Genomic DNA, 13,728 nt, shown 5'->3' with positions numbered 1-13,728 from the left:
AGATGCAAAAAGCTGTCATGAACTGGCAGATATTTGTGCAGTAAGGCCGAATTTGCATGCAACCCCGTAACGAAGCGGCAGGTTAAGTGATTGATTTAAAATAGATTAAAATGAATTTAACTCGGCGGTGGGTAAATAATCGCCAAACAGGTTATGCAGTAAAACGCAGGCACAAAAAAAGCACCCGAAGGTGCTTTTTTGCGGTAACGCGACTGGATTATTTGGCGCCCAGTACTGCGAAACGTTTTTTGAAGCGGTCAACACGACCACCTACGTCCAGAACTTTTTGCTTACCAGTGTAGAACGGGTGGCAAGCTGAGCAAACGTCCAAGTGGATGTCTTTGCACAGTGCTGAACGGGTTTTGAATGCATTACCGCAAGTACAAGTTGCAGTGATTTCTTTGTATTCCGGGTGGATACCTGGTTTCATGGCTTACCTCGTTAGGCCGTATCGCTATCTGATCAGCTCACTGTCAGACACCATACGCATTTCAGTTAATTTAGGGCGCGTAGCTTAATAGATCCGACCTGCCGGTTCAACTTTTTCTTCAGCTTTTGCAGAAAAAAGCAGCGGATTAACGCCGTTGCTGATCTGCACTGAAAAAAGCATTGTGGCAGGTCAGCCCGACTCGCTACACTTTGCCGCATTCTGGCCCCGAGATCTTGTCCTGTTGAACCGAGTCCGCGTCGCACTGCCTGTCCCGCTGTATCAGCATTTTGATTATTTGTTGCCCGAGGGTATGCAGGTACAAGTCGGCGTGCGGGTGCGGGTGCCGTTTGGCAAACGGGAGCTGATTGGCATTGTCTGGCAACTTGACCCGGACAATGCCCATCCGGATAAACTGAAAGCTCTGCTGGAAGTGTTGGATCAAATGCCGTTATTTGGCAATGAAATCAAGCAGTTGCTAAGTTTTGCTGCAGACTATTACCATCATCCGCTCGGCGAAGTGCTGGTCAGTGCTCTGCCAGCGCTGCTACGGGAAGGTAAATCCGTTTTAGCCGGACACGGCCGGTTGTTGCAACTGACGCCACAAGGCAGCAGTCTCACACCGGATGCGCTGCAACGCGCGCCACGCCAGCTGGCGTTGTGGCAACGCCTGCAACAAGCCGCGTGCCGTGAAGATGAACTCGTTGGTGAAAGTCCGCAAATTAAAGCCTTGCTGGAAAAAGAACTGGTGGTCTGGCAAGACATTGAATTTAAGCCGTTTGCACCACAGCCTGATCGCCAGACGCCATTACAGCTCAACCCAGCGCAGGCATTGGCAGTCAGCGCTATTAATAAGTCGGCCGGTAGTTTCAGCCGTTTTTTGCTGGAAGGCGTTACTGGCTCCGGTAAAACAGAGGTCTACCTGCAATGTATCAGCCCGGTACTGCAACGGGGCCAACAAGTACTGGTCTTGGTGCCGGAAATTGGCCTGACGCCGCAGACGCTGGCGCGTTTTGCCAAACGCTTTGCCGTGCCGCTGCAAATTTGGCATTCCAACATGACCGATCAGGAACGATTACTCGCCTGGCAACGCAGCCAGAGCGGCGATGCTGCGATTACGATCGGTACCCGTTCAGCGCTGTTTTTGCCGTTTTTACGTCTCGGTTTACTGATCATTGATGAAGAACACGACGCATCATTAAAACAACAGGAAGGCTTCCGCTATCACGCCAGAGACCTTGCCGTAAAGCGCGCAGCACTGGCGAGTTGCCCGATAGTGCTGGGGTCGGCCACACCCAGTCTTGAATCGCTCTACAACGTGCAGCAAGGCAAATTTGCCCATTTGCCATTGCCAGAGCGCGCCACCAGCCAGCAAGTGCCGAAAATAGAATTGATGGATTTAAAGCAGCAGGTGCTGAAACATGGCCTGGCGGATGGTACGCTGGCACAAATCAAACAGCGGTTACAGCGCGGTGAACAAGTGATGTTGTTCCTGAACCGCCGTGGTTTTGCCCCGGCGCTGATTTGCCATGAATGCGGCTGGCTGACTGAATGCCAGCGCTGCGCCGCGTTCACCACTTTTCACAAACAAAGCCGCCAGCTGGTATGCCATCATTGCGGCGCCAGCCGGCCGGTACCGCATCAATGCGGCCATTGTGGCAGCACGCAGCTCGCACCGGTCGGGCAAGGTACTGAACAGCTCGAAGAGCAGCTACAACAGCTGATCCCGGACTTTCCGGTGATCCGGCTCGATCGTGATAGCACGCGGCGCAAAGGCAGTCTGGAAGCCTTGCTGGAGGAAATTAATCAGGGCCAGCCATCCATTATTGTCGGCACTCAGATGCTGGCCAAAGGCCACCACTTTCCCAAAGTTAGTCTGGTGGTGATTGTCGATGTCGACAGCGCTTTGTATTCCAGCGATTTTCGCGCCTCTGAGCAGCTGGCGCAGCTGCTGACCCAGGTAGCCGGCCGTGCCGGGCGTGGTGATGTAGCCGGCACGGTGTTGTTGCAGACCCATTATCCCGGTCATCCGCTGCTGCAGGACGTGATCCAGAATGGTTACAGCTCGTTTGCCCGCAGCGCATTGCAGGAACGCCAGCAAACGCGCTTGCCGCCTTATCAGCATCTGGCGCTGTTTCGTACCGAATCTTTTGACAGCAATGACGGTCTGTTATTTTTGACCGGCATTCAGCAGCTGATCGCGACCGAATGCCCACAAATACAATATTTAGGGCCGTTGAAACCACCACTGGAACGAAAAGCCGGTAAATTCCGCTGGCAACTGCAGCTGTTTTGCCGCGATCGCCGGCAACTACATCAGGCGCTTGATCTGGTGTTAAACCAATGCTGCAACAATACACTTTCGCGCAAAATCAAATGGCAACTCGATGTTGACGCGCTTGATCTGAATTAAAAACTGCGGGAGCCAGCCAGCAGACACGCAATTCAACCTTACTTTTTTGCCGCCAAATCCAGTACAATCCCCTCACATTTGTCGCCGCAAGAATTTGGCATGCCTCATCAAGATTATGTAAAAACGGCCCGGCCAGCACCGCGTCCGAAGAAAAAACCAAACGAAAAGAAACCACTACCAGTTTTACTGATAGGCGTTGTGACCCTATTGCTGATCGCATTTGGCGCTTTTTTATGGCACATCTCGCACCGGCCAGGCGCGGAGGCTGCGGCTGAGCAGGCCAAGGCTGCGGCTGAGCAGGCCAAGGCTGCGGTAACAGCGCCACAACCGCTGGACGAGTTGCCACCAAAACCGGCCAAAGAGCCGTATACCTATATCAAAGAGCTGCAAACCAAAGAAATTCAGGTGGAAGCCGATCAGCTCGCCACCAAAGCGCCAGCCAATATGTTTTGTGGCACCTTTAAAGCGATGGAGGGTGCCCAGCAATTAAAAGCCAAAATGGCATTTGCCGGCGTCAGTTCCGAGATCCGCGAATCGTCCGGCAAATACCGGGTAGTCTCCGGTCCTTATGTCAGCAAACGTCAGGCTCAAAACGACAAAAACAAACTGCTGAAACAAAAAATAGCCAACTGCTGGGTCCTGTAAATCCCGACACGGGCCGCACGCTTGAAAAATGCGGCCCTGCCCCACATATCTGCGTTATCTGCCCTCTTTGAATTGATGTTATGACCACTATTGTTTCTGTACGCCGCAACGGCCAAGTTGCGCTCGGTGGTGACGGCCAGGTCACGCTCGGCAACACTGTGATGAAAGGCAACGCGAAAAAAGTGCGCCGGCTTTATCACGGCAAGGTCCTGGCCGGTTTTGCCGGCGGTACGGCGGACGCTTTCACGCTGTTTGAACGCTTTGAAGCGAAGCTGGAACTGCACCAGGGCCACCTGATGCGCGCTGCGGTTGAACTGGCGAAAGACTGGCGCACTGACCGGATGCTGCGCAAGCTCGAGGCACTGTTAGCAGTTGCCGACGCGAATTGTTCATTAATCATTACCGGCAATGGCGATGTGATCCAGCCAGAGCAGGATCTGATTGCCATTGGTTCCGGCGGGCCATTTGCTCAGGCTGCCGCGACGGCGTTACTGAATAACACTGAATTACCCGCCAGCGCTATTGTCGAAAAAGCGCTGACTATCGCCGGTGATATCTGCATTTACACCAATCATCACCATACGATTGAAGAATTAAAATAAGGCCATCTGATGTCGGAAATGACTCCCCGCGAAATCGTCCACGAACTGGACCGCCATATTATCGGTCAGCAAGGTGCCAAACGCGCCGTGGCTATTGCACTGCGTAACCGCTGGCGCCGGATGCAACTTGACCCAGCATTGCGTCAGGAAGTAACGCCGAAGAATATTCTGATGATTGGCCCGACCGGTGTTGGTAAAACCGAAATTGCCCGGCGCCTGGCCAAACTGGCCAATGCACCTTTTATCAAAGTCGAAGCGACCAAATTCACTGAAGTCGGTTATGTCGGCAAAGAAGTCGACAGTATCATTCGCGACCTGACCGACAGCGCTGTAAAAATGGTGCGTGAGCAGGAAGTGGTGCGGAACCGTTTCCGTGCCGAAGAAGCCGCTGAGGAGCGGATCCTCGATGTGTTATTGCCCCGCGCCCGCAACAACTGGGGCGAAGTAGACAATAACGACAGTGATTCCAATACCCGGCAGATCTTCCGTAAAAAACTACGTGAAGGTCAGCTCGACGATAAAGAAATTGAACTGGATCTAGTCGCAGGCCCGATGGGCGTTGAAATTATGGCGCCACCGGGCATGGAAGAAATGACCCAGCAACTGCAGTCGATGTTTCAGAATCTCGGTCAGGAGCGCACGAAAAAACGCAAACTGAAGATCAAAGATGCCCTGAAGCAACTGATTGATGAAGAGGCCGCTAAGCTGATCAATCCGGAAGAGCTGAAAGCCAAAGCGCTGGAAGCGGTGGAGCAAAATGGCATCGTCTTTATCGATGAGATCGACAAGATATGTAAACGTGGCGAAAGCAACGGCCCCGACGTATCACGTGAAGGCGTGCAGCGGGATTTGTTGCCGTTGATTGAAGGCTGCAGCGTCAATACCAAACATGGCATTGTCAAAACCGATCATATTCTGTTTATCGCTTCCGGTGCTTTCCAGCTGGCAAAACCGTCGGATTTAGTGCCGGAACTGCAGGGCCGTCTGCCGATCCGGGTCGAACTGCAACCGCTAACCGCGGCAGATTTTGAGCGGATCCTGACAGAACCTAAAGCCTCGCTGACCGAGCAAACTGTCGCGATGCTGGCAACTGAGGGTGTCCAGCTGAAGTTTACTGACGATGGCATCAAACGTATTGCCAATGCCGCCTGGCAGGTCAACGAACGCACCGAAAATATCGGAGCCCGCCGCCTGTACACTGTGATGGAACGTCTGCTGGAAGATGTATCCTTTGATGCAGCCGACCATCAGGGTCAGCAAGTGATGGTGGACGCTGCTTATGTCGACGGTCACCTGGATGCGCTGGTGCAGGATGAAGATTTAAGCCGGTTTATTCTGTAACTATATAATTTGGAAGGGTTTCTATGCATCAGGTCAGTAAACTGCATTATCACCGGAAGCAAAAAATGCTGGATGTGGTGTTTACTGATCAGGTAGTGGCACAGTTCAGCGCCGAGTTGTTGCGGGTGTTGTCACCGTCTGCGGAAGTGCGCGGTCATGGCACACCGCAGCTGGTCGCTAATAAACGCGATGTGGCCATTACTCAACTGTTACCCGTCGGTCAGTATGCCGTGCGACTGGTATTTGACGACGGCCACAACAGCGGGCTGTACAGCTGGAGTTATCTGCGTCAGCTGCACGAACAACGCGACGCGCTGTGGCAGGATTATCTGGCCAGACTGAAAGCCGCCAATGCAGTTCGGGATGCAAAACTAGAGGTCCGGTTTCACAGCGGTATTTGATGCCGCTGTGAAACCGTTGCTGTTACGCCTTAAATTTATCGACCGTTTGATGTAAGCGTGTCGCCTGCACCGCGACTTCTTCGCTAATTTGTGCGTTATGTTCGGCGATCTTCAGTGATTGCTCGGAAATGTCGCGGATCCGGACAACATTCTTATTCACTTCAGCCGCCACATGGCTTTGCTCTTCGACGGCAGTGGCAATTTGCGTCGTCATCTCCATGATATTTGTCACATCACCGGTGATAGCACTGAGCAGACGGCTTGCCATCCCCGCTTGTTCGGCGCCGCTTTGACCGCGCTCCCGGCATTGCTGCATCGATGCGACAATGGCCCGGGTGCGGCCTTGTAAGCTGGAAATGATTTGTTCGATTTGCCGCGTCGATTCAGCAGTGCGCTGTGCAAGGCTGCGTACTTCATCGGCAACCACGGCAAAACCGCGACCTTGCTCGCCGGCTCGTGCCGCTTCGATTGCAGCGTTCAACGCCAATAAATTGGTTTGTTCAGCAATACCCCGGATCACATCGATGACGGAACCTATAGTCGTGCTATCTTTCTCCAGCTCAGCAACGACTGTGGCTGCCTGCTGTAGTTCATCGGACAAAGCACGGATCCGGCTGACCGTCTGCTCGACCTCTTTCATGCCTTCTGCTGCGTTCTGATTGGTCGCATCGGCTTTATTCGCGGTGTTTTCCGTGTTACCGGCGATTTCTTCAATAGTCGCGCCCATCTCGGTCACAGCGGTGGCAACCATGTCGCTTTCCATTTGCTGCTGCGCCATGCCGCGGCTGGTTTCTGCAGTGGACTTCGCCAGTTCCGCCGTCGCAGTATCCAGCATTTCCAGAGCCTGATTGACGCTGCGGACCAGGTCCTGAAAGTCACACAGCATCGCATTAAAGTCCTGCGCCAACAGCGTCATCTCGTCGCGACCTTCCACTGCTACCCGTTGGCGGAAATCATTATCTTTGCGGATCACACCAATGGTACGGCAGACATTCTGGATCGGCTGCAGGATACTGCGTGAAGTGAACAAAACCAGAACTATGACCACGGCTAACACCACAAAAAACAATGTGAACGCCAGATAGCGTGAGGAGGTGGAGGCTTTTTCCAATGCATTATTGGCCTTGTCGGTCATCGCCTTCAGGCTGGATTCGGTTTCATGCACAGCTTTTCGCATGTCTCCCATGATCCCTTGATCATGTTTCAGGCCCATTTGTTGGCTACCTGACACCAAATTGCGATAGGCATCGGCATAGCTGTCAGCGGCACTTTGCAATGCAGCGCTGGCATTCTGCCCGTCTAACAGCGATTTAAACCGACTGAACTCCGCGTTAAAACTATCCAGATATTTCAAATCTGAACGCAGCATAAAATCTTTTTCGGCGCGGCGCATTTGCAGCAGACTGACCATCATGGTGTCATTACTGACCTGCTTAAACTCTGCTTCCAGTTGATGTGCAGCAGCACGCAAGGCACCATACAAACCTGATTGCGGATCTAAGCCGACTTGCTCTGCTGTAGTGACTAGCAACTCAAACTTCTGTTGATACAGCGCAGTTTGTTGACGGAAATTCTTCAACGAACTGGTATCAATGTCATGTGCAGTTAAATCCCGCTCCAGCAAGGTCAGTCCCTGATTGAGCTCTTGCATGGTCTTACCGAATTTATCCTTGTAACTTAAGTCTTTGCGCATCAGAAAGTCTTTTTCGTGGCGGCGCAGCACCAATACATCGCGCTCTAATGCCGCGATTTCGACATTAATCGCTGCAAGAGCAGTAAATTGCATGTTCTGGAAAATCAGTAATAACAACATCACCAGCATGGCGGCACCAACTACCACGCTATTGACCATTAAACGGTTTTTAATCGACAGATTGCGTAACATTCCCACCCTCCTGCTGGTGTGCTGATACGCCTAAGCATAGGTAAGAAAATCTGTATTGCAGGATTTAGTGATAAATTTTAATTTGTTAGCTGAGACTGAGCATGGCAAGGAGGACGCTGCAACTGCCCAGCAACATACCGGCCAGAATATCACCGGGAAAATGCACCCCCAGCAGCACGCGGGACATGCCGACCATGCAACCCCATAACAGCGCCAACGGAAACCAGACTGGCGCCAATACGGCGATGCAACTGACCAGTACAAAAGCGCCGGCGGTATGGCCGGACGGCAGACTGAAACGATCGGAAGGTTCAATATGAGCGCGGATCTGGCCAGCCAGAGCTACCGCAGGTCGTTGCCGGCGAAACAGGTTTTTCAGCAGCAAATACGCCGGTAATTCAATAGCAAAGGCCAGTGCCAACACGCTGACCAACTGTAGTGCAACAGCATCACCCTGCCAGTACAACCACAGCGCCAACAGCGCATATCCCGGACCATCGGCCGACTTCGACACCCAGTAACTGAGCCGGCGCAAACGCCCTTGGCCAAGTCCCAGAAACAAACGGGCGAAATAGCGCTGATCCAGTTCTATCCAACGTTGTCTGTGCATGGCGCGCTCCGGTCACTGTGGCTACCTGCAAACAGGCTAACCAGTCACCGTGACAGCGATATGACAAGGCCTGCACCAGGCTCAGAACGACAGTTTTTGTTGCAGCAGCGCCAGCGCATCCGATTCCGGTAACGGTTTTGCTATCAGATAACCTTGCGCTGCGTCGCACGCCATATGTTTGAGCAACAGCAACTGATTGGCATCTTCGACCCCTTCCGCCAGGATGCGTTTGCCAAGACCATGCGCCAGCGTGATCATGGTTTTGACGATCATCATGTCGGAATCACTACTGGCCATATCCATGATAAAACTGCGGTCAATTTTGATTTTGTCGATCGGCATCCGGCGTAAATAACCCAGCGAGGAATAGCCGGTGCCGAAGTCGTCAATCGATACGCGGATCCCCATCTGCTGCAGTTCCGTTACATAGTTACGGCCTTGTTCCATATCGCCCATAGCGGTGTTCTCGGTGATCTCCAGCTCCAGCATGGTCGGCGGCACTTCGTACTGCTGTAACAGCTGCTGGATCCTTTGTTTCAGGCCGGCCTGTTCAAAATGGATCGGTGACATATTCACGGCGACCGACAGCTGCACCTGCTTTTTCCGCCAGCGGCCCAATGTCTCCACCGCCTGTTCCAACAGCTGCACCTGCTTTTTCCGCCAGCGGCCCAATGTCTCCACCGCCTGTTCCAACAGCTGCATATCCAGCTCACGCATCAGGCCAATTTGTTCCATTTGCGGTAAAAACTGTCCCGGCATCAGGATGCCGCGGTCCGGGTGATGCCAGCGGACTAAGGCTTCAAAACCATCGACACGTTGTTCCCGGATATTCCATTGTGGCTGGTAGTACAAGACAAATTGTTTCAGTTCCAGCGCCTGCAGCAGTTCCTTTTCCAGCATTAACAAGCGGGCCGTTTCTTCTTCCATGCCCTGATGATATTGGATCCAGCGCTGTTGCTGTCGTTTAGCCTGATGGAAAGCGATGTTGGCCTTTTGCAGCAAAGACTCGGCACTGCCAGCATGTTCCGGAAACTGCGCAACACCAATAGTGGCGGTCAGTTTTAACAAACCGGAATCAAAATTAAACGGTTTTTCAATCAATTGCTCGATGTGGTGTAGGCAGAACTGGCGTTGTTTGTCGGTCAGAATGTCTTGTAAGACCAGCGCAAAAATATCGCCGCCGGTACGCCCGACCAGCCGGGGTTTCAGAATGCTGGTATCAAAACGCCGGGTGACTTCCCGCAGGATCCGGTCGCCCTGCTTCAGACCCACCGTTTCATTGATGGTTTTAAACCGGTCCAGCCCAATCATCACCAGCAGCAGCGGCTGTTGTTGCGGTAACTGGATCAACGCGGATAATTCCTGCAACAAGGCATCCCGGTTTAAACAGCCAGTTAACTGATCGTGGGTATCGAGATAGCGGGTTTTCGCCGTCAACTGTTGGTTGGTACTACGCTCATCGTCCTGCAACCAGACAACCAGCCCGAGCCCCAGCAATGTCTGGAAAAACAATTCGAGATGTTTACTGACGACTACCACACGCAGCAGCGCCTGCCCTTCCCCCAGCCAGCCCGACAACATCGCCATGACCAACATCAGCAGGCCCCATAGCATGATGGACAGGGCCACCAGCTTGGCAATCAGGATGCGGTGCGGCAACGCAAACAACCAGATCCCACCAACCAACAACGCTGCGCCGGTAAACAGCAAACGTAAATTCAGCTGGATTGTGGTTTTCCACACCGACGACTCCGTATCGGTCACAAACAAAGCAACGGACACAAACGCCAGTGCAGCGACCAAGAGCAACAATTGATTCACCAGCCGGCTGGAGATGCGTTCTGTACTGACCGCTTCGCGCACCCCGACCAGAATAAAAATGGCGAAAGCGTAACTAAAGAATAAATAGCCGAATTCAAGCCCCAGCAACGGCCAGAATAACCAGTCCGTGCGCGGCCATACCAGCGAATAGCCCGTTAACATCAGCAGATACAATGCAAAAACGGCAAAGGCGATTGACCAGGATTTCAGGTAATGACGCTGATAAATCCGGTAGAAGTACCACAGGATAAAACTGATAGCGCAGGCTAGTCCTGCCTGGATTAGGAACAACGAGATGCGGGCCAGTGTCAGTTCAAAGCTCAAGGGGCAGGACCAGAATCGACGAAATTAAGCAAAAACTAACACAGCTGAAATGGTTTTGCACTGTGATTCCCGATTGAATTCCGCCAAAGTTGAATGCTTGAGCTTAGGGGAGATCCGTTTATACTGTTCCCCTAACCAATTGATCAACAGGCGGGAATTACCATGCAATACAATACTTCTGAATTATGTGATCTGTATGCCGACATGATTGATGTGGTTGAGCCTATTTTTGCCAACTACGGCGGTCGCCGCTCGTTTGGTGGCGTGATCCATACGGTGAAATGTTTTGAAGACAACGGTCTGGTACGGCAGATGCTGGCAGAGCCGGGTGTTGGCAAGGTGTTGTTAATAGATGGTGGCGGATCCGCACGTCGGGCACTGATTGACGCCGAACTGGCGGCACTGGCCTCAGAAAATGGCTGGGAAGGGATTATCTGCTACGGCAGCGTGCGCGATGTTGATACGCTGGAAGATTTTGAGCTGGGTATTCAGGCCGTCAATGCCATCCCGGTGCGTGCCGATGATCAGGGTTTTGGTGAAACGGACGTACCAGTCAATTTTGCCGGCGTGACCTTCCTGCCGGAAGATCACATTTATGCCGACAGTACCGGCATTATCTTGTCTGCGGAGCCGCTGGACATTGAGTAATCATTTGCAACGAATGCAGGCCGCCGATTTGGCGGTCTGGCAACAACACCGCGCCGGTGAGACCCGGCTCGGTGCAGCTTTACAGTTTCTGAACCCGTTATTACCGCTGGAAGATGCGCTCGCAAGCGCTGTGCAACATGGTTGCCGCTATGTACTACTGGGGATCCCGGAAGATATTGGTCCACGTGCCAATCTGGGGAATGGCGGTGCGGATCAAGGTTTCGCCGCTTTTTTAAGCCGGTTTATCAATTTGCAGGACAATGCCTTCGCCAAATCCGGCGAGCTGTTGCTGGCGGGCACTATAGCCTGTGCCGATCTGCAGCAACAATCGCAGAGTCTCGACAGCAACGACGCCACGCAGCTGGCGCAGTTGCGCGCACTCTGTGCTGAGCTGGATCTGCGCGTCAGCACTGTCCTACGTGCTTGTTTTGATTCGGGTCTGGTGCCGATTGTTATAGGCGGTGGTCACAATAACGCCCTGCCGATTTTACAGGCTCTGGCCGCACATGCCGGTCAAAGTGCCGATGCAATTAATCTGGATCCACATTGCGATTTCCGTCTGCTGGAAGGTCGTCACAGCGGCAATGGCTTCAGTTATGCCCACCAGGCGGGCTGGCTGCGCAAGTATTTTGTGTTGGGCCTGCATGAACTGAAAAATTCACAAGCGGCTCTGGCGCAATTGCAGCAGGCTGGCGCTGCGTTTTGTAGTTACCAGCAGATCTGGCAACGCCGGCAACTGACGTTAGCGGATGCCATTCAACAAGCCATTGGGTTTGTCGGCGCCGATGACAGCAAACCGCTTGGTATCGAACTGGATACCGACAGCATCAGTGGCATGCCGGTTAGTGCCTATACCAATTGTGGTGTGTCAGTTTCAGACGCGGAATGTTATGTCTGGCAGCTGGCCAGATTGCCAAGAGTGCGATATCTGCATCTGGCAGAAGCTGCACCGTCGCAACATCCGGCCGGACTCAAGGCTGGCTTCAATGAAGCCGGTCAGATCCTGACGGCGTTAGTGTTGGCATTTTTGCAGGCCAGACAGCAACAATGAACCGCGGCCGTGGTCACAGCATGCCCGGGCGGGTGGTGACGGCGCTGTTGAACTGATGCTGGCGCATCCAGGCTGGTAATCCGGCTAGTGCAAAAGGCTGACTGAACAAAAATCCCTGTGCCCGCAAACAGCCCATCCGCGTCAGTTTTTCAGCACAAGCCTGCTCCTCGACCCCTTCGGCAACCACATCAAGTTTCAGATTTTTTGCCAGATCGATAATAGCGCCGGTGATGGCCACCTGCGCGTCCGACTTGTGCATGCCACTGATAAACTGTGCATCGATTTTGACCTGCTGTAACGGAAATTCGCGCAACATGCCGAGCGATGTATACCCAGTGCCGAAATCATCCAGCACCAGCGTCAGGCCCAATGCGCGTAAACGTTGCAACATGGGCAGCACTGCTTGCGGATCAGTCATTAACGCTTCTTCTTTTAGTTCGAGGATCAGTTGGCCGGGTTTTACCTGATACTGCTTAAGCAATTGTTGGATTTGTTCCACCAGCTCGATCTGTAATAAATCACTGCTGCTGATATTGACCGCCAACTGCACCAGGATCCCTTCCTGCTGCAAAGTCGCCAGCATTTGTACGGTCTGACGCAGCACCCAGCAAGTCAGCGGAAACATCAGCCCCATGCTCTCGGCTAGCGGAATAAACTGCTTGGGGGCCAACAAACCATGCACAGGATGAGCCCAACGCAGCAATACTTCAGCTGCTACCACCTGCCGATCGGGCAATAACACCTGGGGTTGCACATCTAACTGCAATTGCTGCGCAGCGATGGCTTGCTGTAGCTCTGCCATCATCGCCAGTTTGTCTGGTGTGGTCGCCGACATTTCCACCTGATACAGCGGCGAATCGTGACCAGAGCCCTGGCGCTGCTGCAGCGCCAGATGAGCTTTTTCCACCAGCTCAGCAAAATCAATTCCATGCTGCGGATAGCAACTGATGCCAGACAGGATCTGATAATCCACCGCACAGCCACGCAGTAACAGGGGTTCGGCAATATCATGTTCGAGCTGATGCGCCAGATACCCGGCCTGATGCTGTTTGCCTTGTTGATCCACTAGCAATAAAAAGTCGACGCCACCGAGGTGGGCCACCCAGGCATCTGTACTACTGAGCGCAACGATGCCCTGATGCTGGCTGGCTGCCTGATTTAACCGGCGTGCGATCTGACTCAGCACCAGATTGGCATGGCTGTAGCCCAGCAATTGATTGACCCGGTCAAAGCGTTCAATTTTCAGTAACACCAGCGCCAGCTGCGCCTGCGGGTGAGCCGAGATAAACTGTTGGAAGTCTTGCCGGACCAACCATTTGTTCGGCAAACCGGTCATTTCATCATGTAATAACTGATAAGGCGGCGTTGCGGGCGGATTGCCAGGCTGCACGCTTTTACCACGCCACCACAACAGGGTGGTGGTCAGCCAACCGACGGCACAGAGCAACAAAGCGGCCCATAACCATATCATGTTGGCGGACTCCGGTGGTTGTGCGGCAACCGGAACCGAGGCGACAAGCAATACAGCGGCAAATCGTCTCATCTGGTGTTCACCTGCAA

The 13,728-nt window shown here is 53.1% G+C and carries 12 protein-coding genes; 7 read left to right on the top strand and 5 right to left on the bottom strand.

Going from position 1 to position 13,728, the window contains the following annotated elements; genetic code table 11:
- Positions 1 to 217: 217 nt before the first annotated feature.
- On the bottom strand, positions 218 to 430 hold the full coding sequence (rpmE, locus tag ACQ66Q_RS12630) for a 50S ribosomal protein L31 (RefSeq protein WP_208931970.1): 213 nt from the start codon (positions 428 to 430) through the stop codon (positions 218 to 220).
- Between the two features lie 181 nt (positions 431 to 611).
- Here rpmE and priA point away from each other — a divergent pair, with 181 nt between their 5' ends.
- From priA to ACQ66Q_RS12605, 5 genes are all read left to right on the top strand, one after another.
- Positions 612 to 2,840, top strand: coding sequence for a primosomal protein N' (gene priA, locus ACQ66Q_RS12625; protein ID WP_430458556.1), 2,229 nt, complete (start codon positions 612 to 614; stop codon positions 2,838 to 2,840).
- A gap of 99 nt (positions 2,841 to 2,939) precedes the next feature.
- Positions 2,940 to 3,485 (top strand): SPOR domain-containing protein, encoded by a 546-nt coding sequence (locus tag ACQ66Q_RS12620; RefSeq protein ID WP_430457133.1) that lies wholly within the window; start codon positions 2,940 to 2,942, stop codon positions 3,483 to 3,485.
- A gap of 80 nt (positions 3,486 to 3,565) precedes the next feature.
- A complete protein-coding gene (gene hslV, locus ACQ66Q_RS12615; RefSeq protein WP_208931973.1) occupies positions 3,566 to 4,087 on the top strand; it encodes an ATP-dependent protease subunit HslV in 522 nt (173 codons plus the stop codon).
- 9 nt (positions 4,088 to 4,096) lie between these two features.
- A complete protein-coding gene (hslU, locus tag ACQ66Q_RS12610; protein WP_430457132.1) occupies positions 4,097 to 5,428 on the top strand; it encodes an HslU--HslV peptidase ATPase subunit in 1,332 nt (443 codons plus the stop codon).
- A gap of 23 nt (positions 5,429 to 5,451) precedes the next feature.
- The gene (locus ACQ66Q_RS12605) at positions 5,452 to 5,829 is read left to right on the top strand and encodes a gamma-butyrobetaine hydroxylase-like domain-containing protein (protein ID WP_430457131.1); all 378 of its coding nucleotides are present in this window, start codon (positions 5,452 to 5,454) and stop codon (positions 5,827 to 5,829) included.
- A gap of 22 nt (positions 5,830 to 5,851) precedes the next feature.
- Here the strand turns inward: ACQ66Q_RS12605 and ACQ66Q_RS12600 are convergent, their stop codons facing one another.
- From ACQ66Q_RS12600 to ACQ66Q_RS12590, 3 genes are all read right to left on the bottom strand, one after another.
- Positions 5,852 to 7,714 (bottom strand): methyl-accepting chemotaxis protein, encoded by a 1,863-nt coding sequence (locus tag ACQ66Q_RS12600; protein ID WP_430457130.1) that lies wholly within the window; start codon positions 7,712 to 7,714, stop codon positions 5,852 to 5,854.
- An 85-nt stretch (positions 7,715 to 7,799) separates the two neighbouring features.
- On the bottom strand, positions 7,800 to 8,324 hold the full coding sequence (locus ACQ66Q_RS12595; RefSeq protein WP_430457129.1) for a phosphatase PAP2 family protein: 525 nt from the start codon (positions 8,322 to 8,324) through the stop codon (positions 7,800 to 7,802).
- An 81-nt stretch (positions 8,325 to 8,405) separates the two neighbouring features.
- Complete coding sequence (locus ACQ66Q_RS12590) at positions 8,406 to 9,905, bottom strand: putative bifunctional diguanylate cyclase/phosphodiesterase (RefSeq protein WP_430458555.1); 1,500 nt, start codon at positions 9,903 to 9,905, stop codon at positions 8,406 to 8,408.
- A gap of 726 nt (positions 9,906 to 10,631) precedes the next feature.
- Between ACQ66Q_RS12590 and rraA the strand changes: the two genes are divergently transcribed.
- The gene (gene rraA / locus ACQ66Q_RS12585) at positions 10,632 to 11,117 is read left to right on the top strand and encodes a ribonuclease E activity regulator RraA (RefSeq protein WP_208931979.1); all 486 of its coding nucleotides are present in this window, start codon (positions 10,632 to 10,634) and stop codon (positions 11,115 to 11,117) included.
- Positions 11,110 to 12,168 carry a formimidoylglutamase gene (locus ACQ66Q_RS12580; RefSeq protein WP_430457128.1) on the top strand — a complete coding sequence of 353 codons (1,059 nt, stop codon included), beginning with the start codon at positions 11,110 to 11,112 and terminating at the stop codon, positions 12,166 to 12,168. The genes rraA and ACQ66Q_RS12580 overlap by 8 nt, the downstream gene beginning before the upstream one ends.
- A 13-nt stretch (positions 12,169 to 12,181) precedes the next feature.
- Here ACQ66Q_RS12580 and ACQ66Q_RS12575 read toward each other — a convergent pair whose 3' ends face one another.
- Positions 12,182 to 13,639 carry a putative bifunctional diguanylate cyclase/phosphodiesterase gene (locus ACQ66Q_RS12575; RefSeq protein WP_430457127.1) on the bottom strand — a complete coding sequence of 486 codons (1,458 nt, stop codon included), beginning with the start codon at positions 13,637 to 13,639 and terminating at the stop codon, positions 12,182 to 12,184.
- Positions 13,640 to 13,728 lie beyond the last annotated feature (89 nt).

The organism is Rheinheimera sp. (assembly GCF_965283995.1).
Classification (GTDB): Bacteria; Pseudomonadota; Gammaproteobacteria; order Enterobacterales; family Alteromonadaceae; genus Pararheinheimera.
This window is presented reverse-complemented; position numbering and strand designations above follow the sequence as displayed.

Excerpts from the sequence above, each read along its gene's own strand:
- hslV (WP_208931973.1), top strand. The coding sequence starts at position 3,566 with ATGACCACTATTGTTTCTGTACGCCGCAACGGCCAAGTTGCGCTCGGT.
- ACQ66Q_RS12605 (WP_430457131.1), top strand. The coding sequence starts at position 5,452 with ATGCATCAGGTCAGTAAACTGCATTATCACCGGAAGCAAAAAATGCTG.
- ACQ66Q_RS12620 (WP_430457133.1), top strand. The coding sequence starts at position 2,940 with ATGCCTCATCAAGATTATGTAAAAACGGCCCGGCCAGCACCGCGTCCG.
- hslU (WP_430457132.1), top strand. The coding sequence starts at position 4,097 with ATGTCGGAAATGACTCCCCGCGAAATCGTCCACGAACTGGACCGCCAT.
- ACQ66Q_RS12600 (WP_430457130.1), bottom strand. The coding sequence starts at position 7,714 with ATGTTACGCAATCTGTCGATTAAAAACCGTTTAATGGTCAATAGCGTG.
- rraA (WP_208931979.1), top strand. The coding sequence starts at position 10,632 with ATGCAATACAATACTTCTGAATTATGTGATCTGTATGCCGACATGATT.
- ACQ66Q_RS12590 (WP_430458555.1), bottom strand. The coding sequence starts at position 9,905 with ATGTTGTCGGGCTGGCTGGGGGAAGGGCAGGCGCTGCTGCGTGTGGTA.
- rpmE (WP_208931970.1), bottom strand. The coding sequence starts at position 430 with ATGAAACCAGGTATCCACCCGGAATACAAAGAAATCACTGCAACTTGT.
- ACQ66Q_RS12595 (WP_430457129.1), bottom strand. The coding sequence starts at position 8,324 with ATGCACAGACAACGTTGGATAGAACTGGATCAGCGCTATTTCGCCCGT.
- ACQ66Q_RS12575 (WP_430457127.1), bottom strand. The coding sequence starts at position 13,639 with ATGATATGGTTATGGGCCGCTTTGTTGCTCTGTGCCGTCGGTTGGCTG.